This window comes from Ilumatobacter sp., assembly GCF_965215205.1.
Taxonomy (GTDB): domain Bacteria; phylum Actinomycetota; class Acidimicrobiia; order Acidimicrobiales; family Ilumatobacteraceae; genus Ilumatobacter_A.
On record NZ_OZ244049.1, the window covers coordinates 832790 to 855568 of the forward strand.

20 protein-coding genes are annotated in these 22779 nt (G+C 73.7%); 13 read left to right on the forward strand and 7 right to left on the reverse strand.

Translation table 11 applies throughout. The features are described from left to right. Positions 1-16: 16 nt before the first annotated feature. From ACOOHC_RS03965 to ACOOHC_RS03975, 3 genes are all read right to left on the reverse strand, one after another. Positions 17-580, reverse strand: coding sequence for a hypothetical protein (locus ACOOHC_RS03965; RefSeq protein WP_420452718.1), 564 nt, complete (start codon positions 578-580; stop codon positions 17-19). Beyond that, on the reverse strand, positions 577-1239 hold the full coding sequence (locus ACOOHC_RS03970; protein WP_420452719.1) for a metal-dependent transcriptional regulator: 663 nt from the start codon (positions 1237-1239) through the stop codon (positions 577-579). The genes ACOOHC_RS03965 and ACOOHC_RS03970 overlap by 4 nt, the downstream gene beginning before the upstream one ends. 93 nt (positions 1240-1332) lie before the next feature. Further along, positions 1333-3126, reverse strand: coding sequence for a DEAD/DEAH box helicase (locus tag ACOOHC_RS03975; RefSeq protein ID WP_420452720.1), 1794 nt, complete (start codon positions 3124-3126; stop codon positions 1333-1335). Between the two features lie 163 nt (positions 3127-3289). Here ACOOHC_RS03975 and ACOOHC_RS03980 point away from each other — a divergent pair, with 163 nt between their 5' ends. From ACOOHC_RS03980 to ACOOHC_RS03990, 3 genes are all read left to right on the forward strand, one after another. Further along, positions 3290-4978 (forward strand): ABC-F family ATP-binding cassette domain-containing protein, encoded by a 1689-nt coding sequence (locus tag ACOOHC_RS03980; RefSeq protein WP_420452721.1) that lies wholly within the window; start codon positions 3290-3292, stop codon positions 4976-4978. A 128-nt stretch (positions 4979-5106) separates the two neighbouring features. Then, complete coding sequence (locus ACOOHC_RS03985) at positions 5107-5358, forward strand: hypothetical protein (protein ID WP_420452722.1); 252 nt, start codon at positions 5107-5109, stop codon at positions 5356-5358. A 70-nt stretch (positions 5359-5428) separates the two neighbouring features. Further along, entirely contained in the window at positions 5429-10264 is a 4836-nt protein-coding gene (locus ACOOHC_RS03990; RefSeq protein ID WP_420452723.1) for an Lhr family helicase, read from the forward strand. A gap of 39 nt (positions 10265-10303) precedes the next feature. Here ACOOHC_RS03990 and ACOOHC_RS03995 read toward each other — a convergent pair whose 3' ends face one another. From ACOOHC_RS03995 to ACOOHC_RS04005, 3 genes are all read right to left on the reverse strand, one after another. Beyond that, positions 10304-11680, reverse strand: coding sequence for a carotenoid oxygenase family protein (locus ACOOHC_RS03995; protein ID WP_420452724.1), 1377 nt, complete (start codon positions 11678-11680; stop codon positions 10304-10306). A 92-nt stretch (positions 11681-11772) separates the two neighbouring features. Continuing rightward, on the reverse strand, positions 11773-12348 hold the full coding sequence (locus ACOOHC_RS04000) for a TetR/AcrR family transcriptional regulator (protein WP_420452725.1): 576 nt from the start codon (positions 12346-12348) through the stop codon (positions 11773-11775). 68 nt (positions 12349-12416) lie between these two features. Then, positions 12417-12728, reverse strand: coding sequence for a hypothetical protein (locus ACOOHC_RS04005; protein WP_420452726.1), 312 nt, complete (start codon positions 12726-12728; stop codon positions 12417-12419). Positions 12729-12842: 114 nt separating this feature from the next. Here ACOOHC_RS04005 and ACOOHC_RS04010 point away from each other — a divergent pair, with 114 nt between their 5' ends. Then, the gene (locus ACOOHC_RS04010) at positions 12843-13574 is read left to right on the forward strand and encodes an enoyl-CoA hydratase-related protein (protein WP_420452727.1); all 732 of its coding nucleotides are present in this window, start codon (positions 12843-12845) and stop codon (positions 13572-13574) included. 160 nt (positions 13575-13734) lie between these two features. Here ACOOHC_RS04010 and ACOOHC_RS04015 read toward each other — a convergent pair whose 3' ends face one another. Further along, complete coding sequence (locus tag ACOOHC_RS04015) at positions 13735-15336, reverse strand: class E sortase (protein WP_420452728.1); 1602 nt, start codon at positions 15334-15336, stop codon at positions 13735-13737. A gap of 111 nt (positions 15337-15447) precedes the next feature. Here ACOOHC_RS04015 and ccmA point away from each other — a divergent pair, with 111 nt between their 5' ends. The 9 genes from ccmA to ACOOHC_RS04060 all read left to right on the forward strand — a co-directional run bounded on the left by ccmA (position 15448) and on the right by ACOOHC_RS04060 (position 22744). Continuing rightward, positions 15448-16182, forward strand: coding sequence for a heme ABC exporter ATP-binding protein CcmA (ccmA, locus tag ACOOHC_RS04020; protein ID WP_420452729.1), 735 nt, complete (start codon positions 15448-15450; stop codon positions 16180-16182). Continuing rightward, on the forward strand, positions 16179-16868 hold the full coding sequence (locus ACOOHC_RS04025; protein WP_420452730.1) for a heme exporter protein CcmB: 690 nt from the start codon (positions 16179-16181) through the stop codon (positions 16866-16868). The genes ccmA and ACOOHC_RS04025 overlap by 4 nt, the downstream gene beginning before the upstream one ends. A 99-nt stretch (positions 16869-16967) precedes the next feature. After that, positions 16968-17756 (forward strand): cytochrome c biogenesis protein CcsA, encoded by a 789-nt coding sequence (ccsA, locus tag ACOOHC_RS04030; protein ID WP_420452731.1) that lies wholly within the window; start codon positions 16968-16970, stop codon positions 17754-17756. After that, on the forward strand, positions 17753-17899 hold the full coding sequence (ccmD, locus tag ACOOHC_RS04035) for a heme exporter protein CcmD (protein WP_420452732.1): 147 nt from the start codon (positions 17753-17755) through the stop codon (positions 17897-17899). Before ccsA ends, ccmD begins: the two co-directional genes overlap by 4 nt. A 19-nt stretch (positions 17900-17918) precedes the next feature. Next, positions 17919-18425 (forward strand): cytochrome c maturation protein CcmE, encoded by a 507-nt coding sequence (locus ACOOHC_RS04040; RefSeq protein ID WP_420452733.1) that lies wholly within the window; start codon positions 17919-17921, stop codon positions 18423-18425. Then, entirely contained in the window at positions 18404-20599 is a 2196-nt protein-coding gene (locus tag ACOOHC_RS04045; protein ID WP_420452734.1) for a heme lyase CcmF/NrfE family subunit, read from the forward strand. Before ACOOHC_RS04040 ends, ACOOHC_RS04045 begins: the two co-directional genes overlap by 22 nt. Further along, complete coding sequence (locus ACOOHC_RS04050; protein WP_420452735.1) at positions 20596-21219, forward strand: TlpA family protein disulfide reductase; 624 nt, start codon at positions 20596-20598, stop codon at positions 21217-21219. Before ACOOHC_RS04045 ends, ACOOHC_RS04050 begins: the two co-directional genes overlap by 4 nt. Next, the gene (locus tag ACOOHC_RS04055) at positions 21216-21863 is read left to right on the forward strand and encodes a cytochrome c-type biogenesis protein (protein WP_420452736.1); all 648 of its coding nucleotides are present in this window, start codon (positions 21216-21218) and stop codon (positions 21861-21863) included. Before ACOOHC_RS04050 ends, ACOOHC_RS04055 begins: the two co-directional genes overlap by 4 nt. Beyond that, entirely contained in the window at positions 21860-22744 is an 885-nt protein-coding gene (locus ACOOHC_RS04060; RefSeq protein WP_420452737.1) for a hypothetical protein, read from the forward strand. The genes ACOOHC_RS04055 and ACOOHC_RS04060 overlap by 4 nt, the downstream gene beginning before the upstream one ends. Positions 22745-22779 lie beyond the last annotated feature (35 nt).

Below are 22779 nucleotides of genomic sequence, written 5' to 3' on the forward strand. Positions count from 1 at the left end.
TCCGCGGGCGCGGCCGTCAGTCGTCGCCGGTGTAGGCGTCGACGAGTCGGGTGAGCAGGGAGAACGCCTTGTCCGCGTCGGCGGGCCGGTTCCGGTCGACCGCGACGCGCGCCATCTCGATCGTCGACGCGATCCGCTCGACGAGGTCGGGCCGCTCGGCGCGCACCTGGTCCTCGATCCCCGTCCAGGTGTCGACGATCACCTGCAACGTGTCGTCCTCGTCGCCGTCGCCGCCGATCTGCGAGCTGAGCCGGCTCATCTCCACGCCGATGCGGGGGAGCTCGTCGAGCGGGGTGCCGGGGGCCACCACGGTCGGTTCGACGTCGTCGGCGACGACCACGCCGGGCTCGAGCGGGGTGGTGTCGTCGGCCGCGAGCACGCGGTCCGGGTCGTCGACGGGACCGGCGGCCGACGCCGGAGCGGAGGTCGCCTCCGTCGACGGCGCGACGGCCGTGGCCGGATCGTCCACCGTGGTCGTGGCGCACCCGGCCGACGCGAGCGCGACCAGCAGCGCGGCGACGAGCACCACCTCGGCGCGCCGGATCGCGCTCCGCACCGGAGCCACGGACGGCTCGGTCACGGTGTCACGAGGATGCGCTCGCTCGCGAACGAGCCGACGCCGATGTGGCGCCCGTCGATCTCGATCGTGAGCGTCCCGTCGGGCGACGACGCCGTGACCACCCCGGTGTTCCCCGGCTGGATCGACGACTGCTCGAGGAACTCGAGCAGTCCGGGCGCGAACTCGAGCTCCTCGGTGATCCGGCGGACCGTGAAGCCGTCACCCACCTCGACCTCCGCCAACGGGGCCGAGTCGGGGGCGGCGACGTAGTCGCTGCCCGGGATCGGGTTGCCGTGGGGGCACGTCGTGGGCGCACCGAGCAGCTGCACCATCGCCTCCTCCACCGAGTCGCTGATCACGTGCTCCCACTTGCCCGCCTCGTGGTGCGCCTCGGCCCAGGACAGCTTCAGCACGTCGGTGAGGAACACCTCGGCGAGGCGGTGGCGCCGCACGACGGACTCGCCCAGGGTGCGCCCGGCCGGGGTGAGGTGGATGCCGTCGTCCGAGGTGATCAGGCCCTCGGACTCGAGGCGCTTCATCATCTCGCTGACCGCCGGCCGGCTCACCTGCAGGCGCTCGGCGATGCGCGCCTGGATCACGTCCAGGTCGTCCTCGCGCAGCTCGAAGATGCACTCGCAGTACTCCTCGAACGCGGGGTGGTGCTCTCCGGGCAGGGGCATGCCCCCGAGCCTACCCAGGTGCCGGCGAGGGTCTCCGGCGGGTGCGTGGCGGGCCGCCACCGGTCGAGGCGGGGAGGCGGGCAGGCGGGCCGGTCAGCCGAGCAGTCGGCGCAGCCACGACTCCGAGTAGCGCAGGCGCCGCTCGAGCTGCTCGGAGGTGGCGCTCGCCACCCGGGTCACGCCGGCGAGGCGGTTCATCTCGGACTGGACGCGCGCGTGCGTCCACCCGGTCACGTCGACGAGTCGCTTCGCGACGTGGGCGTTGCGGGTGCGCAGGTCGTCCTTGCGCTCCGCGACGCTGAGCGAGCCCGACGCCACGACACCCTCGTCGGTCGGGATCTCGGGGAGCTCGATGGCGAGCGCCGGGTCGCCGTCGATCGCCGGCTCCGGCGGAGCGGGCTCGTCGTCGAAGGCGGGGATCGTCAGGTCGTAGTTCGCCTCGTAGCGGACCCCGTCGACCACCGACCCGGGTGGCGCGTCGTCGACGCCGCTCGCGTCGACGACGACCCCCCCGTCGGCGCCGACGCTGTGGATCGTGACGTCCGTCGCCTGGGCGCGCACGACCGAGAACTCCGAGAACAGCGCGAGCTGCTCGCCGTCGTCGGCGACGGCGGCCCGGTCGAGCTCGTCGTGCGCGACGTGCTCGTCGCCGTCGTCGGGCGCCGGTGGCCGCAGGACGTGGCGGCGCGCCTCGGCGATCGAGAAGGCGTGGGCGCGCAGGCGCGGGTCGTCGGGGAGGTACACGTACGCCCGCTGGTCCGCGCGCCCGGACTGCCAGCGCACGAAGCGCCCGACCGCCTGGCGGAAGAACAGCTCGGTCGACGTCGTCGTCGCGAACACCCCGACGCGCAGCCGCGGGATGTCGACGCCCTCGGACACCATCCGCACCGACACCAGCCACGGGCGGTCACCGGCGGCGAACTCCGCGATCCGCCCCGAGGCTCCCGGGTCGTCGCTGACGACCACGTCGGCGGGGACCCCGAAGCGGTCGCGCAGGAGGCGTGCGATCCCCTGGGCGTGCTCCTGGTCGATCGCGATCACCAGCCCGCCGGCGTCGCGCTGGCCGCCCTCGGCGGACGGGGCGGCACGCATCTCGCGCAGCTGCTCCACCGCCTTGGAGAGGACGGCGGGCATCCACTCGCCCTCCAGGCTCAGCGCGGTGCGCAGGCGCATCGACGCCTGGTCGCGGGTCAGCTCGTCCTGGAACGACGCCGACACCTGGTCGCCCGAGGCGGTCGTCCACTCCATCTCGCCGTCGACGCGCGGGAAGTACACCGGGCGCACGACCCCGCCGTCGCGCAGCGCGTCGCCGTACCCGTAGGTGAAGTCGGCGTGGGCGAGGTCGCCCTCGCCGGTGACGTCGTAGCGCACGAACGGGATCTGCACCGCGTCGCTGCGGAACGGGGTGCCCGACAGCGACAGGCGGCGGTGCGCGTGGCCGAACGCGACGCGGATCGCGTCGCCCCACGCCCGCTCGTGCCCGGCGTGGTGGATCTCGTCGAGGATGACGACGCCGTCGGCGGCGAGCCCGGCGAGGGTGGTCGCGGCGCGGCCGGTCGCGACCTGCTGGTACGTCGTGACCAGGCCGTGGACGTCGCGCGCGAGTCCGACGTCGGGGCTCCAGGTGGGGTCGAGCTGGAGGCCGAGCCGGTGGGCGGCGAGCGACCACTGGGTCTTCAGGTGGCTGGTCGGGGCGACGACCACGAGCGGTCGCCGATGCTCGGCGAGGACGGCACGGGCGCAGGTGAGCGCGAACGTCGTCTTGCCGGCGCCGGGGGTCGCGACGGCGAGGAAGTCGGGGGTGGGCGTGCCGTCGGGCCCGGTCGCCGGAGACGAGAACAGCTCGAACGCGGCTCTCTGCCACGGACGGAGGTGGATCGTCGGCACGGTGGGCTGGCGGCAGCGGGGACGGGTCGGGGGCGACGAGGAGCGGGAACCTCGGACGCACGGGGGGAGCGTCGAGACTACTGTCGGGGCCGATGAAGCAGCCGTGACGTCCATCGCCCGTCGTCCGCGCTCCCGTGTGGGACGCGCCACCCCCGGAGTCACCGTGCCCGCTTCCCTCCTCGCCCACCACCTCACCGTCGAGCGCGCCGGTCGCACCGTGCTCGACGACGTCGACGTGTCGCTGACCCCCGGGCGCCGTCTCGGCGTCGTCGGCCCGAACGGCATCGGCAAGTCGACCCTGCTCACGGCGCTGGCCGGGCAGCTCGACGCCTCCGGCGGCGCACGCGTCGAGGGGGTCGTCGAGCGCCGCCCCGGCGCCGCGACCGTCGGCCTGCTCGCGCAGGAGCCCGAGCGCCGCGACGAGGAGGTCGAGGTGTTCCTCGCACGCCGGACCGGGGTCTCGGCGGCGCAGCGCGAGCTCGACGCCGCCGTGCTGGCCCTCGCCGCGTCCGAGGTCGGCTCGGCCGATCGCTACGACGCCGCGCTCACCGCCTGGTCGTCGCTCGGCGCCGCCGACCTCGACGCCCGGATCGGCGGCGTGCTCGACGAGCTCGGCCTCGACGCCCGCCTGCGGGGCCGATCGATGGCGACCCTGTCGGGCGGGGAGGCGGCGCGGGCGACGCTCGCGTCGCTGCTGCTGTCGCGCTTCGACGTGGTCCTGCTCGACGAACCGACCAACGACCTCGATCTCGAGTCGCTGGCGCGGCTCGAGCGCTGGGTCGTCGGTCTCGACGCCCCCGTCGCACTCGTCAGCCACGACCGCACCTTCCTCGCGCGGACGGTCACCGACGTGCTCGAGATCGATCACCACTCGCGCTCCTCGACGACCTTCGCGGGCGGGTGGGCGGCGTTCGTCCGCGAGCGCGAGGTCGCGCACCGACGGGCCCGTGAGCGCTACGAGCAGTTCGACGACGCCCGACGCCGACTCCTCGACCGGCGCCAGCGCGAGCGCGAGTGGACGTCGCGCGGGGCCGCCCGCGCCCGTCGCTCCGACGAGCGCGACAAGTTCGTCCGCCACCACCAGCTCGACCAGACCGAGCAGCTCGCCGGGCGCGCCGCCCGGACCGACCGGGCGATCGAGCGGCTCGAGGTCGTCGACGAACCGCACGATCGCTGGGAGCTGCGGTACCGCATCCCCGACGCCGAGCGCAGCGGCGACGTGGTCGCGACCGCGACCGGCGCCGTCGTCGAGCGCGACGGCTTCCGGCTCGGTCCGGTCGATCTCGACGTCGCGGTCGGCGACCGGATCGCCGTCGTCGGAGCGAACGGCAGCGGCAAGTCGACGCTGATCGCGCTCCTGCTCGGGAGGGTGGAGGCGACCGCCGGGCGCGTGGCCCTCGGCGTCGGCGTCCGGGTCGGCGAGATCACCCAGGGCCGGCTCGGCGCGGTCGGCGACGAGGGTCTGCTCGCTGCGTTCGAGGCGCGCACCGGCCTGGCGCCGGCCGAGGCGCGCACCCTGCTCGCCAAGTTCGGTCTCGGCCCGGATCACCTGCACCGCCCCGGTGGAACCCTCTCACCGGGGGAGCGGACCCGCGCGTCGATGGCCGAGCTGATGGCGCGCGGGGCGAACGTGCTGGTCCTCGACGAACCGACGAACCACCTCGACCTGGACGCGATCGAGCAGCTCGAGGTGGCGATCGAGGCGTTCTCGGGCACGGTCCTGCTGGTCACCCACGATCGTTCGCTGCTGGCGTCGGTGCGCATCGACCGGGTGCTGCGCCTCGGCGACGGGGTGGTCGTCGAGGCCGACCCCTCCGAGGTCGACCGGCTGGGCGAGTCGTCCCCGGTGTGATGGGATGTCCGGGCGCGGCGACCGTGACGAGGAGAGCACCGTGACGAGGAGAGCACCGTGACGAGGAGAGCACCGTGACGAGGAGAGCACCGTGACGAGGAGAGCACCGTGACGAGGAGGGAGCGGCGATGACCGACGGACCGGGCCACCCCGGCGAGCGGGATCACGACGCCGGCGCTCCGCTGGCGCGCCGCCGCTCACCGTGGATCGTGCTCGGCGCCCTCGCCGCGGTGGTGTCGATGGTCGCCCTCGGCCTCGTCGCGGTGGTGGGAGGGGGTGGGCGAGCGCCGGCCGTCCCCGCGACCGACGCTCCAGCCGTCACGGCCACGACGACGACGGAGGCCCCGTCCGGGCGGACGGCGTCGACGGTCGACGGGTGAGCCGGCGTCGGAGAACGGGTGTTCGCTCTCCGAGGTGCGTCGATAACCTGGCGGGATCGCACACCACCCCGTGCTCGACGCGTTCTCGCCGGCGGTCCGCGAGTGGTTCGCGTCGTCGTTCCCGCAGCCGACGGAGCCCCAGATCCAGGGCTGGCCGCACATCTCGGCCGGGGAGCACACGCTCATCTGCGCCCCCACCGGATCCGGCAAGACGCTCACGTCGTTCCTCGCCTCGATCGACCGGCTGACGACGACGCCGCGCCCCGAGGCGCGCTCGCACCGGACGCGGGTGCTGTACATCTCGCCGCTGCGGGCGCTCGCCTTCGACATCGAGAAGAACCTGCGCGCCCCGCTCAAGGGGATCGGGTTCGCGGCCGAGCGGTTGGGGGAGGGCTTCGTGGCCCCCGAGGTCGGGATGCGCACCGGCGACACCCCGTCGAACGACCGCCAGAAGCTCGTGCGCCGGCCGCCCGACCTGCTGATCACCACCCCCGAGTCGCTGTACCTGATGCTCACCTCGAAGGCGGCCGAGACCCTGGTCGGCGTCGAGACGGTGATCATCGACGAGATCCACGCGATGGCCACGACGAAGCGCGGCGCCCACCTCGCGCTCACCCTCGAGCGCCTCGAAGAGGTGACCGAGTCGCCCCCGCAGCGGATCGGGTTGTCGGCCACGCAGCGGCCGCTCGAGGAGATCGCGGAGTTCCTCGGCGGCTACTCGACGCCGGGCAGCGACGGCCAGGCGGGCACGAAGCGCCCGGTGCGCATCGTCGACGCCGGGATCCGCAAGGACATGGAGATCGAGGTGGTCATCCCGATCGAGGACATGTCCCAGCTCGGGCAGGTGTCGACCGAGCTCACGTCGGGTCCGGCGACCGCCGCGATGACCGAGCGGCGGACCTCGATCTGGCCGAGCATCTACCCCGAGATCCTCACCCGGATCCTGGCCAACCGCTCGACCATCATCTTCTGCAACGCCCGCCGCGCCGCCGAGCGGCTCGCGGCGAAGCTCAACGAGCTCGCCGTCGACGAGGGCGTCGAGGGCGTCGTCGACCCCGAGACCGGTGCGATGGTCGACGAGCTGGTCAAGGCGCACCACGGGTCGCTCGCCCGCGAGCAGCGCGTCGTCATCGAGGACCAGCTCAAGCGTGGCGAGCTGCGTGCGATCGTGGCCACCTCGTCGCTCGAGCTCGGGATCGACATGGGCGCGGTCGACCTCGTGATCCAGGTCGAGTCACCGGGAGCGGTGAGCCGCGGGATGCAGCGCATCGGGCGCGCCGGCCACCAGGTCGGCGAGCCGTCGGGCGGGTCGATCTTCCCGAAGCACCGCGGCGACCTGCTCGAGACGGCGGTCGTCGCCCGCCGCATGCTCGACGGCCAGATCGAGTCGAGCCGCTTCCTGCGCAACCCGCTCGACGTGCTCGCCCAGCAGATCGTCGCCCACGTGGCCGCGGTCGAGGAGTGCTCGGTCGACGAGGTGCGCACGATCGTTCGCCGCTGCGCGAACTTCGCCGAGATCTCCGACGAGCTGCTGGGCAACGTGCTCGACCTGCTGTCGGGGCGGTACCCCAGCGAGGAGTTCTCCGAGCTCCGGCCGCGGATCGTGTGGGACCGGGTCAACGACACGGTGCGCGCTCGTGACGGATCGAAGCGCCTCGCCGTCACCTCCGGCGGGACGATCCCCGACCGTGGGCTGTTCGGGGTGTTCCTCCCCGACGGGACCCGCGTCGGCGAGCTGGACGAGGAGATGGTCTACGAGTCGCGACCCGGTGAGACCTTCGTCCTCGGCGCCTCGACGTGGCGGATCGAGGACATCACCTTCGAGCGGGTCACCGTCTCGCCGGCGCCGGGGCAGCCCGGCAAGATGCCGTTCTGGCACGGCGACCGGCCGGGCCGCCCGCTCGAGCTCGGACGAGCCCTCGGCGCCTTCGTCCGCGAGATCCGCGACCTCTCCACCTCCGACCCCGACCGGGCGACGGGACGGGCCGGTGGCGCGACGGGGGACGGTGAGGAGGGCAGCGACGGCGACGAGATCGAGCCGGCGGTGCGGCCGGTGAGCGCGGTCGCTCGGGATCGGCTGATGCAGCACTACTCGCTCGACGCGTTCGCCGCGACCAACCTGGTGCGGTACCTCGACGAGCAGGCGGAGGCGACCGGGTCGGTGCCCGACGACCGCACCGTGGTGATCGAGCGGTTCCGCGACGAGATCGGCGACTGGCGGGTGTGCATCCTCACCCCGTTCGGGACCCCGGTCCACGCTCCGTGGGCGATGGCGATCGAGCGCCGCCTCATGGACACCTTCGACCTCCCGGTCGAGACGATGTGGGGCGACGACGGCATCGTCATCCGCCTCCCCGAGTCGGCTGACGAGCTCCCGATCGAGTCGCTGATGATCGACCCGGAGGACATCGACGAGCTCGTCGTGTCCACCCTCCCGCAGACGGCGCTGTTCTCGGCGCGGTTCCGCGAGTGCGCCGGCCGCGCCCTGCTGCTCCCGCGCCGGCGTCCCGATCGGCGGACCCCGCTCTGGCAGCAGCGCCAGCGGGCGGCCGACCTCCTCGCCGTGGCGTCGAAGTTCCCCACGTTCCCGATCCTGCTCGAGGCGTCGCGCGAGTGCCTGCAGGACGTGTTCGACGTCCCCGCGCTGCGCGAGGTGCTCGGCCAGCTCCGGTCGCGCTCGGTGCGCGTCGTCACGGTCGACACCGGCACGGCCAGCCCGATGGCGTCGAGCCTGCTGTTCAACTGGATCGCGGCGTACATGTACGAAGGCGACGCCCCGCTCGCCGAGCGCCGCGCCGCCGCGCTCGCGCTCGACCGGGACCTGCTGCGCGACCTGCTCGGGAGCGAGGAGCTGCGCGACCTGCTCGACCCCGAGGTGCTCGCCGACGTCGAGCTCGAGCTCCAGTGCCTCATCGGCCACCGTCGCGCCCGGTCGGCCGACGAGCTGCACGACGTGCTGCGCAAGGTCGGTGACCTGTCGGCGGCCGAGGTCGACCTGCGCTGCACCGACGACGTCGACGAGGTGCGCCCCTCGAGCGCGGCGTCGATCGCGGCGCTCGACGACCGCGGCGACGCCGCCACCGACGGCTGGGTCGACGTCACCGACGAGCGCGACGTCACCGACGCCATCGACGAACCCGATCTCGCCGGCGAACCGGACGCCACCGACGATCCCGGGCCCGGCGAGCCTCGCTCGGCTCGCTCGGGAGCCGGTCTGGGCCGGGTGTGGATCGACGAGCTCGTCGAGGCCAAGCGCGCCATCGAGATCGGCGTCGGCGGCGAGATGCGCTACGTCGCCGCCGAGGACGCCGCCCGGTACCGGGATGCGTTCGGGTGCGCGATCCCGGTCGGGTTGCCGACGGCGTTCACCGACCCGGTCGCCCGTCCCCTCGAGGAGCTGGTCGGGCGCTACGCCCGCACCCACGGCCCGTTCGTCACCGCCGACGTGGCCGCCCGCTTCGGCGCCCCGCCGGAGCGCATCGCCGGGGCGCTCGCGGCGTTGGAGGGCGAGGAGCGCCTGGTGGTCGGCGAGTTCCGACCGGAGGGGGTGTCGCGCGAGTACGTCGACGTCGACGTCCTCCGCCAGCTGCGGAGGCGGTCGCTCGCCGCTCTGCGCCGCGAGGTCGAACCGGTCGACCAGGCCGCCCTCGGACGCTTCCTGCCGTCGTGGCACGACATCCCCGCCCAGCGCGGGGGGATGGAGGCCCTCGTCGAGTCGCTCGGCGTGCTGTCGGGCTCCGCGCTCGTGGCGTCCACGATCGAGGCCGACGTGCTCCCCTCACGGGTGCGGGGCTTCCGCCCGTCGATGCTCGACGAGCTGTGCACCGCGGGTGAGGTGGTGTGGATCGGCGCGGGGGCGATCGGATCGGGCGACGGGCGGGTGCGCCTCACCTTCGCGGATCAGCTCCCTCTGCTCGCGCCCGGGTGGGAGGAGCGCGAGCGCCCCGACGGCGCCCTCCACGACGCGCTCCGCCTCCAGCTCGCGGAGCGCGGCGCGAGCTTCTGGAACCAGCTGCGCTCGGCGGCGCCGGGTTCCACCGACGACGAGATCCTCGCCGCGCTGTGGGACCTCGTGTGGGCGGGGGAGGTCACCAACGACTCGCTCGCGCCGCTGCGCGCCGTCGTCGGGGGGGCGAAGGTGTCGTCGAAGACGGCGACGAAGCGCACCAAGCGCGCCGGCGGGCGACCCCGGCCGGGTCGCCTCAACCGGATCGGTCCCCCGGCCGGCCAGGGGCGCTGGAGCCTCGTCGCGCCGTTGCTCGAGCCCGCCGCGCACCCGACCGAGGCGTCGTACGCGCAGGCGCTCCAGCTCGTCGAGCGCTACGGGGTGGTCACCCGCGAGGCGGTGCTGGCGGAGGGGATGGTCGGCGGCTTCGCCAACGTGTACGGGGTGCTGAAGATCCTCGAGGAGCGCGGGCAGGTCCGGCGCGGCTACTTCGTCGACGGCCTCGGCGCCGCTCAGTTCGCGGTCCCGGGCGCCGTCGACCGGCTGCGCTCGGCGCGCGAGACCCCCGACCCGCTGCTGCACCCCGGCGACGTCCCCGACCCGATCGTGCTCGCGACGACCGATCCGGCCAACCCCTACGGCGGCACGTTGCCGTGGCCGGACACGAGCGGCCGCCCCGCGCGCACGGCGTCGTCGGTCGTCGTGCTGCGCGCCGGGACGCCCCTGGTCTGGTTCGACCGCCGCAGCCACCACCTGGTCACGTTCCCCGGGTCGACGAGCGACCCGTCGTGGGCAGGCGCGCTGATCGATCTCGTCCGGGGCGGGCGCACCGGTTCGGTCGAGGTCCGCAAGGTCGACGGCGACCCGCTGCTCGGTGCCGACGTCGCGGAGGGACTGCTCGACCTGCTGCGCGCCGCCGGCTTCGTCGACGGCTACCGCGGTCTCACCTACCGCACCTGAGCCCCCCGGTGCCGGGCACCGGGCGGAGCGCACGACAGCTCAGGAGGGCGCGACGCTCGTGTCCGGCACCCACGCCCCGTGGAATCCGAACGGCACCCGCTGGGGGAGCGCGATGCGGGCGACGGCCGGTGCCGTGAAGTCCTCCGCGTCGACGACGTGGAGCTCGCTGGAGTCGGTGGTCGCGTCGTACACGACGGTCAGGACCCAGGCGGCATCCTCCTCGGTGCGGTCCGCCTTCGGCACCACCACGGGCTCGGCACCGCCCCGACCGAACCCGAACTCGTGGCGCTCGACCCCGCCGCTCACCAGGTCGTGCTTGTTGATCGCTCCGTGGAGGTCGACCTCCATCGGCTTGATCTGGCTGGTGTAGCCGTAGCGGTGCTCGCGCAGCCCGACTCGGGGGTCGTGGCGGGGGAACTCCTGGGGCATGTCGTCGATGCGCGTCTCGGCGACGCGGCGGCTCAGCGGGTCGATGACCCATCGGTCGAGGGTCGGCGGGCTCTCCGTGAACGGGCCGAGCCGGTCGTCGACCATCATGTCCGCGTACCGGCAGACGTCGACCACGACCTTCCCGTCGACGGTGTCGTACGCGTTGAGCGGGTGGAACACGTAGCAGGGGTCGACGTCGCACCAGATGACGTCGTCGGCGACGCCGTCGCGGGGGAGCAGCCCGACGCGGCAGGGTCGGTCGCCGTCCCACGTGAACGGGAACGGGTACCCCGCACCGAACACGTCGAGGTCCACGGTGACGGAGAGGTCGTACACGATCGCGTAGCGCTCGGTGAGCGACATGTCGTGCACCATCGGCATGTCGGGCACCGGGATCGGCGTCGTGCGCGCCACGCGCCCGTCCGGACCCACGACGGTGTACTCGATGTGGTCGACGAGATCGGGCCAGCGGTAGTTCATCGAGTGCAGCTCCCCGGTGCGGGGGTCGTACTTCGGGTGGGCGGTGAACGGCCCGTCGAGGGTGCCGTGGAAGCGGTTGGCGCCGAGCGGGTCGAGCTCGTAGCCCATCTCGCAGGGGTCGCCGCCGCCCTCGACCATCGCCCAGGTGGTGCCGGCGAAGCCGCCGACGCTGGTGTTCGCGCCGAAGCGGCCGTGCGACCGATCGGACGCCGATGCGACGTAGCGGTTGCGGTACCAGCGCGCCCGGCCGCCGTCGAGGCGCACCCCGTGGACCATGCCCTGGCCGAGGAACCAGTGGTGCATCGCCTCGTCGATCGCGCCGTCGGGGTTCGGTCCGTTGCGCAGCCAGCGACCCTCGAGTTCGACGGGGATCGCCCCGGCGACGGGGAGGTCGAACGCGGTGACCTCCTCGGCCACCGGGGCGAAGTTGCCGCCGAGGTACGGGTTGGCGCTCGGGCGACGGGTGGGGAGGGCGTCGGCGGCAGCGGGATCGAGCGTGTCGGTCATGGGTCGATCGAACCAGATGAGTGAACACCTGTCAACCATGCGTCCGTCCGCCCGGGACGAGACGCTGCGCCGGGTGTCGGCGGCGATCTGCGCTAGAGGGCGCGGAGACCGGCCCAGGCGAGGGTCGAGACCTCGGAGGCGATCTCGTCGGGATCGAAGTCGTCACCCAGCTCGACGAGCCGTCGACTCGCTCCCTCGGCCATGCCGACGAGGGCGTGGGCGAGGGTGCGGCGCCGCGACGTGGGGATGTCCACCGCGATCAGCGCCACCGTCGCGTCCGCGGCCTGGGCCGTGATCGCGGCGATCGCCCGGGCGAACTCGGCGTCGTTCGAGGTGCCGGACCCGAACAGGAGGCGGAACGCCGCGAAGTCGGACGCGACCCACCGGAAGTAGGCGCGGAAGCCGAGCTCGGTCTGGCTCCGGCCGTCGGTCGCCTCGGCGGTCGCCTTGGCGATCGAGTCGAGGAGGCGGTTGCCGACCTCGTCGAGCAGCGCCTGGTACAGGTCGCGCTTGGAGTCGAAGTGCTGGTACAGCACCGGCTTCGTCACCCCGGCGGCGACGGCGATGTCGTTCATCGAGGCGCCGTGGAACCCCTCCGACGCGAACACGTCGAGCGCGACCTCCAGGATCTGCTCGCGGCGAGCGGTGGCGGGGAGTCGCGTCGACATGGTTACCGGATGGTAACCGCTCGACGCCGACCCGAGCCGGTCGTCGCCGCCGACGTCGCCGTCGCCCCTCAGAGGCCCCGCTCGCGGTCGTCGCGCTCGGCCGCCTTGACCGCGTAGCCGAGCACGATCGACGGTGCCAGCAGCACGCACCCGATCACGAGCGTGACGGTCACCGAGGTCGCCATCGTCGAGTCGAAGCCGACCGCGAAGGCGATCACGAAGAGCGCCATCGCGAGCGCCACGAAGAGGTACCCGACGCGGTTCGCCAGCAGCGTCCACCGGGCGATCACGGCGCGTCGTGCCCGCACGGGGTCCGCCCCGCCCGCCTCGGCCGCCGCCGCCGATCGGGGGTCCCGGGGGGTTCGGTCGTCGGCGGTCATCGAGGACGTAGCGTACGGGCCCGCCGGCCCGCGGCGATCCGCGCCCTGCCCGCACGACCCCTCGACGGCGCTCGCGGCGTCGCGGCGGCTCGAGACGCACCGATGGAGGAGACGATGGTCAGGACCGAACGACGGAGCACGATCGAGGTGGTGACGCTCGACCGTCCGGAGCGTCGCAACGCGCTGGACCACGACACGGTCCTCGAGCTGCTCGAGGTCCAGGAGCGCCTGGCCGCCGAGCCGGCGGAGCGCCTGCGGGCGATCGTGCTCACCGGAGCGCCTCCGGCCTTCTGCGCGGGAGCGGACCTGACCGGGGTCGAGGAGGGGCGCTTCGCCACCGACCTCTCGCGGGTGCTGCGCGGCTTCGGTGCCCTGCCGTGCCCGGTCATCGCCGCGATCGACGGTCCGGCGCTCGGCGCCGGGACGCAGCTCGCCGTGGCCTGCGACCTGCGTGTCGCGACGCCGGGGAGCGTCCTCGGGATCCCGGCGGCCAAGCTCGGGTTGGCGGTCGACCACTGGACGCTCCGGCGTGCGTCGGCGGAGCTGTCGCCTCCGATCGCCCGGGCGATGCTCGTGGCGGCGCGGACCTACACCGCCGCGGAGCTCGAGCGCACCGGCGGGATCCACCTCCTGGGCGACCTCGGCGCGGCGCTCGACTGGGCCGAGCGGATCGCGCGGCTCGCGCCGCTGACGATGGCCGCGCACAAGGTCGGCCTCGTGGCGAGCGACCCCGAGGGCGTGGAGGCGTTCGAGGAGCTGCGCTCGGCCGCGTGGGCCAGCCAGGACGCCGTCGAGGGCCGCAGCGCGTTCCTCGACAAGCGCCCCGCCACGTTCACGGGGCGCTGAGCGCGGCTCGCGCCGTCCGGTCGGGTCGAGCGGCCACCCTGGGGGCGGGGTGACCACCAGATCACCCCCCGCCCCCGAGACCCCCATCACGCACGCACGGTGGGGGAGCGGCGAAGAACCCCGACGCCGCGTGGATGCACGGGTGGCGGTGGCGGGGACGTCAGAGGTTCGGCGGCAGGAGGCGATCGACGTTCTGGAAGAAGAAGTAGAGCGCCACCGTGAACGGCACGACGCCGACGGCGAGGCCGACGAGGTCGCTGCGGAACCGACGGCTGATCGCGTGCGCCGCGATCGCGATCGCGGCGACGGCCAGGCCCCACAGTCCGACGTGCGGGTTCGCGCCCGGATCGCTGAACCACCCGCCGGCGAAGGCATCGGCGATGCGGTCCTCGACGACGGGCGAGTCGATCGCGGGGGGTCGCGCGCCGGTCGCCTCGTCCGCGGTCGCGCCGCCGTCGACCTCGGGGTCGGATCCCTCGGCCGGAGCGTCGCCGTCGTGGGCGGCGAGCGTCCCCGAGCGGGGCGGACCCGCGGCTGCCACGGGATCGGGCGCGTCGAGGTCCGCGGGGACGGAGCCGTCGCCGGTCGCGGGATCGGACGCATCGCCGGTCGCGCCCTCGCCGGCCACCTCGTCGCGCTCGGCCGGCGCGCCGGGCGCCTCGTCGACGGCGTCTCCGGGGATCTCCGCCGGCGCCGTCGTCGGCTGGTCGCGCCCGTAGTCGAGGACGGTCGCACCGACCGGCGACGAGACAGCGGGATCCAGCTCGCTGGTGACCACGATCCGTTGCTGGGCCGTCCACTTCGGGTGGCAGGAGGTGAGCGTGAGGTTGGCCGTGCCGGGATCGGTCGTCGACACGACGTGGTAGTCCGACGGTGCGACGATCGAGGTGCCGGTGACCCGGTAGGTGAAGGTCCCGTTGAGGGTCGTGACCTCGATCGCGTCGCCGATCCGCAACCGGTCCACGTCAAAGAACGGCTGACCGTAGGTCGTGCGGTGGCCGGCGATCGCCGCGTTGCCGAGCTGGCCGGGGAACGGGGTGTTCGGGAAGTGCCCGGGACCCTTCTTCAGCTCCGAGGTGCCCACCCCGGCCACCACGATGTCGTCCACCCCGATGCGTGGGATCTCGATGCGGGCGATCCCGTCGCCCTCGTTCACGTCGCCGATGACCTGGCGATCGACGGGGACCGGGACGCTCGGGCCGGCGGGGACCGCTGCGGTGACGTCGGGGGTCGCGGCCGGCTCGGTGACGGTCGTCTCCTCCGCCTCCGTCGCCGCCTCCTCGGCCTCCTCCGTCGCCGCCACCTCGGCCTCCTCCGTCGCCGCCTCCTCGGCCTCCTCCGATGGAGCGACGGTGTCGTTCGCCGGAGCCGGGTCGACCGCGTCGGCGGCGGTCGTGGGGGGCGGGGCGACCGTCGCGAGCCGCTCCTCGAAGCTCTGCTCGAGCCGGTCCTGTGCCGCGGCGGTCTCGATCGCGGTCCCCCACAGCTGGTACGCCGCGAACGCGAGCAGCAGGAGGCCGATCGAGATCAGGATCCTGCCGGTGCCGGCGACCCACCACCTCCAGTCGCGGGGAGGGCGGTCGCGGTCCCGGCGTCGGGCTCGTCGTTCCGCACGTCGCCCGACGGCGCCCGAGTCGTCGCGCGGCACGCCGTCGCCGAGGGGGCCGTCGACGTCCACGTCGCCCGAGACCTCGTCGGCGGTGTCGCCGTCGGGCGCTCCCACATCGCGCACGACCCCCGTGGACGGTTCGGTGCGGGCCATGCCGGATCGAAGGTAGCGGTCTCCGGGTCCGCCTCGCAGGCGGGCGCGCGGGGTTCCGCAGCCGTTCGCGGCGGCTGGCCCGGCCCCGGCCGGACCCAATAGCGTGACCCGGTGCCGCCGAGCGACCACCAGCGCGCCCCGACGCCCTCCGGCGGGTCGGCGGCGACGACCCCCACGGGCGCGGTGGTCGATCTGCGCGAGGTGGTCGCCACCCTCGGCGGGTTCCCCGCTCTGTCGGGCGCGACGATGCGCGTCGAGGCGGGCGAGATCGTCCTGCTGCGTGGCCCGAACGGAGCCGGCAAGACGACCCTCCTGCGGTTGTGCGCGGGGCTCGTGCCCGTGGTGCGGGGGACGGCGCACGTCCTCGGCCACGACCTCGGCGCCGACCGGGCGGGGGTTCGGCCCCTGGTCGGTCTGCTCGGTCACGCCAACGGCCTGTACGTCGACCTGACCGTCGGCGAGAACGTCCGGTTCTGGGGTGACACGGTCGGCGCGTCGGCCGAGGAGGTCGACGCGGCGATGGCCCGGATGGGGGTCGACGGCCGCATCTCGACGCAGCCGGTGCGCACCCTGTCGGCCGGCCAGCGGCGCCGCACGGCGCTCGCCGCCCTCGTGGCCCGCCGTGCCCGGCTGTGGCTCCTCGACGAACCCCACGCCGGGCTCGACCGGCGTGCGCGCGACGAGCTCGATCGCACGCTCGACCAGGCCGCTCGCGCCGGAGCGACCGTGCTCGTGGCGAGCCACGAGCTCGAGCGGGCCCAGTCGCTCGCGACGCGGGTGGTCGACGTGGTGGCGGGGCGTGTCGCACCCGGCGTCGCCACCGATCCCGGCGGAGGCACGGCGTGAGGGCGTGGTGGAAGGTGGTCTGGCTGATCGCGCGCAAGGACCTGCGCATCGAGCGGCGCAGCCGGGTGATCATCGACCAGGTGCTTCCCTTCGCGATGGTGACGATGATCATCTTCGGGTTCGCCCTCGACGCGAACACCGACGTGCTGTCGCTGGTCGCGCCCGGCCTCGTGTGGCTGGCGACGATGTTCAGCCTGCTGCTGCTCGTCCAGCGCACGTTCGCCCTCGAGCACGACGACGGGGCGCTCGACGCGATGCGCGTCGCGGGGGTCGACGCACGCGCGATCTTCGTCGGCAAGGCGGTGGGCCTCGTCGTGCAGCTCCTCGTGCTCGAGGCGCTGCTGCTCGCCTGCGCCGTCGTGCTGTACGGCGAGACGATCCGCCTCGACGGGGTTGTGCTCCTCGTCACCACGATGGTGACCGCCACCTGCGGTCTGGCGGCGGTCGGTACGCTGTACGGCGGTGTGGCCACCGGTACCGACGGCCGCGAGACGTTGCTCCCGCTGCTCACCCTCCCGGCGGTCGCACCCGTCCTCATCGGGGCGACGAGAGCGGTCGAGTCGGCGCTCGGGACGACCGGCGCGGAGCTCGCGCGAGGCTGGCAGTGGGTCAGCCTGCTCGCGGTCTTCGCGGTGGCGTTCGGTGTCGGCGGGGCGCTCGCGTTCGGACCGCTGATCGACGAGTAGGTGACGGACCGATCGCGACGGAGAAATGACGAGAAACTCGACGAACCGGGTGGGGCAGGGTCGCGCGAGATCCGCGATCACGGCACAGACTGGACGCACATGACGACGCTCGATCCCACCGGAGCCACCCGCGACGGCACGACCGGCGCGACGTCGTCGCGGAGCGCCTCGGGCACCACCGCCACCCGGGCGATCGGGATCGCCGCCGTCGTCGCGATGGCGTGGCTGGTGCTGTTCGCCCTGGTGCTGTCGCCGGCCGACGTCAACCAGGGGGAGTCGGTGCGCCTGCTGTACATCCACGTGCCCACGATCTGGATCGCCTACCTGTCGTTCGTGGTCACGGCGATCGCGTCGGGCATCCAGCTCCTCGGTCGCAGGCGCACCCTCGGGTGGGACCGCCTCGCCGGCGCGTCGGCCGAGACCGGGGTCGTGTTCGTCGGCCTGACGCTCCTCGTCGGGGCGCTCTGGGGGCGGCTCACGTGGGGTGTCTTCTGGCAGTGGGACGCCCGCCTGACCACGACCGCCCTGCTCTTCGTCACCTACGTCGGGTACCTCGCCGTGCGGCGGCTCGGCGGCTCGCACGAGCAGCGTGCGCGACGGTCCGCGGTCGTCGGGCTGGTGTCGGTCCTGCTGATCCCGCTCGTGCACTGGTCGGTCGAGCTCTGGCGGAGCCTGCACCAGGAGGCGTCGATCCTCAACACCGACGGCGACATCCGCATGGACGGCGCGATGCTGTTCACCCTGTTCGTCGGGGTGGTCGCGTTCAGCCTCCTCTACCTGTGGTTGGTGATGCACCGGACGCGGGTGATGGCCATGGAAGACCTGCTCGACGAGCGCGGCCTCGACGTCGCCCTGGCCGAGCGCCGCGCCGAGGGGGAGCAGCGGTGATCGCGCTGTTCGACGACGCCGGGTTCGTGCTCGGGAGCTACGCGATCACCTTCGCGATCGTCGCGGCGCTGGTGTGGCGGACGCTGCGCGCCGGTCGCCGACTCGGCGAGCGGGTGCCCGACGACGACAAGTACTGGACCTGAGGTCGCGATCGTGGCCGACATGGACCTCACCCCGCGCGACGACCCGTCCGACGCTTCGGGCCCAGCCCCCACCGGGCGCGCCCGTCGTCGGCGCATCGTCCCGATGCTCGTCCTCGCCGCGACCGTCGTCGTCGGCGGCGTGATCGTCACGCAGTTCCTCGGCTCGGCGGTCGACTACTTCTGCAACGTCGACGAGGTCGGCGAGCGCGCCGGCTGCGAGACCGACCGCCGGATCCGCCTGCAGGGCACGGTCGACGCCGGGTCGCTCGACGACTCCGACCCGGGCGTCACGCGCTTCTCGATGTCGTTCGGGGGCACCTCGATCCCGGTCGAGTACGACGGCCAACCGGGTGGGATCTTCCGTGAGTGCATCCCCGTCGTGGTCCACGGCGTGATCCGCGACGACCGCCTCGAAGGCGACCAGCTCGAGGTGAAGCACTCCAACGAGTACGAGGAGGCCAACGCCGACGAGCTCGCCGCAGCCGAGGCCGAGGCCGACGCCGAGTGCCCGGACCCGGCGGCGTGATCGCCGCCTCGCTCAACTCCGCCTTCGGGCGCGCCGGGCTGCTGCTGATGCTCGCCTCCTCGGTCGTCGGCGCGCTCTCGCTGGTGTCGGGGATCCGTCGCCACGACACCCGGCTGCTGCGCCAGGCGCCGCGCTACGCGTGGCTCGCGCTCGGCGGCTCGGTGCTCGCCGTGGTGATGATGCAGCGCGCCCTGATCACCCGCGACTTCTCCCTCGCCTACATCCAGCAGGTCGGGTCCGCCGACACCCCGGCGCTGTACAACGTGGCCGCGATGTGGTCGGCGCTCGAGGGCTCGATCCTGCTGTGGGCGCTCACCCTCGCGGCGTTCACCGCGGCGGTCGCGTGGAGGTTCCGGGCGCGCAGCGGCGACGAGCTGGTCGCCTGGGCGCTGATGGTGATGTTCGTCGTCACCGCCTTCTTCGCCGTGCTGAGCTTCGGCCCGGCCGACCCGTTCGCCGCCGGCGCCCCCGGGGTCACCTCCGGCCCCGGCCCCAACCCGCTGCTGCAGAACCACATCCTGGTGCTGTTCCACCCGCCGATCCTCTACCTCGGCTACGTCGGCTTCACGGTTCCGTTCGCGTTCGCGATCGCGGCCCTCGTGACCGGTCGCCTGGGTGAGGGGTGGCTGATGGAGACGCGCCGGTGGGCGCTGTTCTCGTGGGCGTTCCTGTCGATCGGGATCCTGCTCGGCGGGTGGTGGAGCTACGAGGTGCTCGGGTGGTCGGGGGTGTGGGCGTGGGACCCGGTCGAGAACGCCTCGCTGCTGCCCTGGCTCACCGGCACGGCGTACATCCACTCGGTGCTCGTCCAGGAGCGGCGCGGGATGCTGCGCGTGTGGAACCTGAGCCTGCTGATCGCGACGTTCGCGCTGACCATCCTGGGCACCTTCCTCACCCGGTCCGGGGTGATCCAGTCCGTGCACGCGTTCGGCGACGGGCCGGTCGGGACCTGGCTGCTGTCGGGGTTCGCCGTCGTCGTGGTGGTGGCGCTCGGGTTGATCGGGTGGCGCGGCGACCGGTTGCGGTCGCCGGGGTCGATCGACTCGCCGCTCAGCCGCGAGGGGGCGTTCCTCGCGAACAACGTCGTGTTCACCGTGTTCGCGTTCGTCGTGCTGCTCGGCACGATCTTCCCGCTCCTCGTCGAGGCGCTCCAGGATCGCCAGACCGTCGTCGGCGCCCCCTACTTCGATCGCCTCTCGATGCCGATCGGTCTGGTGCTGCTGTTCCTCATGGCGGTCGCCCCCGTCCTGCCGTGGCGCAAGGCGAGCACCGAGCTGCTCTCGACGCGCCTGTTCTGGCCCGGGTGGTGCGGGGTCGCGGCGCTGGCGATCGCGGTGCTCGTCGGGGCGACCGGCTGGGCTCCGCTGCTCGCGTTCGCCCTCGGGGGCTTCGCGGCGGGCGCGGCGCTGCGCCAGATCGTCCTCGCCACCCGTCGCCAGGGCCTGCGCGGCCTCGTCGGGCGGGCCAACGGCGGGATGATCGTCCACCTCGGCGTGATCATGATCGCCGTCGCGCTCGCCGCCTCGGGCAGCTTCACCCACTCGGCGACGTTGACGCTGGAGACCGGGCGCGCCGTGGAGTGGGCCGGCCACACCTTCGAGCTGCAGCAGGTCCAGGTCCGCACCCTGGTCAACGGCAGCCGCCGGGCGCTCGAGGCCGACATCGTCCTCGACGGCGGCGACGTCCACACCCCGGCGATCACCACGTACCTCAACCAGGGCTTCACCGTCGGCACGCCGGCGGTGCGCACCGGTCTGGTCGACGACGTGTACATCACCCTCGAGCAGGGCGCCGAACCCGGTGCGTCGACGGCGGTCGTGCGCGCCTTCGTCAAGCCGATGATCCTCTGGTTGTGGATCGGCGGGGCCGTGATGGCGATCGGCACCCTGCTCGCCGCGTTCCCCGGTGATCGGCGCCGCCGTCCCACCGACCCGACCTCGGCCCCGATCGGGGGCGTGGGAGCCGCTCGACCGGGTGGCGCGGGAGCCGACGACGCCGGCGCCCTTCCGGCCACCGGATCGGGTGGCGGTGCGCACGACGTGGTCGGCGTGCCGGGCGCCGGGGGATCCGACGACCTGGTCGACGCCCGGAGGGCCACGACGCGCCCGGTCGAGCCGTCGCGGGGGCGCACCCGGCGACGTCTCGCGTGGCGCGTGGGGTGGAGCCGGCCGTGAGCGACGACACCGGAGCGGTCGTCGTCGACCGCCCGGTCGGCGACGGCGACGAGCCGGGCTCGGCGCGCTCGCGGTCGCGGATCGCGCCGTGGGTCGCGCTCGGCGTCGCCGTCGTGATGATCGCGCTGATCGTCCTGCTCGTCGGTGCCGACTCCGGCCGCCTGGGCCCGTCGGCGGAGACCTCGCTGATGAACCGGCCCGCGCCCGAGGCCGTCGGGACCCTCGGCGACGGGACCCCCTTCGACCTGTCGCGGCGCAAGGGGAGCTGGGTGGTGATCAACTTCTTCCAGTCCTCGTGCGTGCCGTGCATCCGCGAGCACCCCGAGCTGATCGAGTTCGTCGACGCCCAGCGCTCGCTCGGCGAGTCGGGCGCGGAGTTCTACTCCGTGGTGAGCGGCGACACCCAGGCCAACGTCGAGGCGTTCTTCGCCGAGCGCGGCGGCGACTGGCCGGTCGTGTACTCCGAGGGCGACTCGATCTCGACGTCGTTCGGCGTCTCGCTCGTGCCGGAGACGTGGATCGTCGATCCCGACGGGATCGTCCGGTTCCGGGCGATCAGCGAGGTCACCGCCGAGAGCCTCGCGGTCGTCCTCCAGCAGCTCCGCGAGGCGCTGCGATGACGCGCTCGCGCCTGCGCTCCTGGCCGGGCTGGGCGCTGATGCTCGTCGTCGGCGTCACCTTCCTCGTCGTCGGCGCGACGCGCGGCGACGGGCCACGAACACAGGGCGACCGCGTCGACGACCTCACGCAGCGGATCGCGTGCCCGGTGTGCGACGGCGAGAGCGTCTTCGTGTCGCAGAACAACGCCTCACGGGCCCTGCGCAACCAGGTCGAGGAGCTCGTGCGCGCGAACGAGCTGTCCGACGACGAGATCCTCGCCGTGATCGACGGTCGCAACGAGGCCGAGCTGCTGCTCGTGCCCCGTTCGTCGGGCCTGGACGCCCTGGTGTGGGTGCTGCCGGCGCTCGGCCTCGTCGTCGGCGTCGTCGGCCTGTCGGTCACGTTCCGTCGTTGGCGGGTGGAGGCGGCCGGGGTCGGCGACCCGACCGCCGCCGATCGCGAGCTCGTCGCGTCCGCCCTGTCCGACTCGGACCACGAGGCCGGGCGCGATGTTGCGCGCCCCCGGGGCTGGCCCGATCCGGCCGACGTGGCGACCGACCCCGGATCGGATCGGGGAGCGACGCCGGCGAGCGGATCGCGCGCCGCGCCTGGCGTGCCACCCGGCGACCCGGGCGGTGCGCACGCACCGGACGGTCGGGCGTGACCGATCCCGAGGTCGAGCACCGAGCAGCGGTGACGCCCGGGACCGGCGCCGACGACGCGCTCGATCGCCGCGACCAGCCGGCCGAGGCCACGCCGCGCCGGTCGCAGGTGCGGTCGGGGGAGCGCATCGACCACCTCGCCGGGCTGGAGGAGGAGCGCCGCTTCCTCCTGCGCTCGCTGCGCGACCTCGATCGCGAGCACGCGGCCGGTGACGTGGACGACGCCGACTACGAGACCCTCCGCGACGGCTACACCGTGCGCGCCGCGGCGGTGCTGCGCGAGATCGAGGACGGACGGCGGCGCCTCCGGCCGGCTGCCGCGCGGGACTGGCGTCGGATCGCCATCGTCACCGTCGCCTGCCTCGCCGTCGCCGGCGGGATCGGCGCGGTGCTCGCCGGAGCGTGGGGCGAGCGGTCGGCGGGGCAGGAGATGACCGGCGCGACCCCCGGCGACGAGACGCGGACGGTGCTCGCCGAGGCCCGCATCGCGGTCAACGACTTCGACCTCGTGCGGGCCAACCAGCTCTTCGTCGAAGCCGACCGCCGCGAGCTCGAGCGCGGCAACGAGAACGCCGAGGCGCGCACCTACGTCGGGTGGACGTACGCCCTGCTGGCGCGAGCCGAGGGAGCCGAGCCCACCGACGAGCGCTACTCGATCGCGCGCCTCGCCCTCGACCAGGCGATCGAGATGGATCCGACCTACGCCGACCCCCACTGCTTCTCCGCGATCGTCGAGTACAGCTTCCGCGAGGACGCCGACGCAGCGCTGGGTTTCGTGGAGGAGTGCGAGTCGCGCGATCCGCCCGCCGACGTGTCGGGACTGGTCACCGAGTTCGCCTCCGAGATCCGCGACGCGGTCGACGATCCGCCCGACGCACCCTGAACCCCCCGAGCGCGACCGGTGGCCGCCGGGCGGAT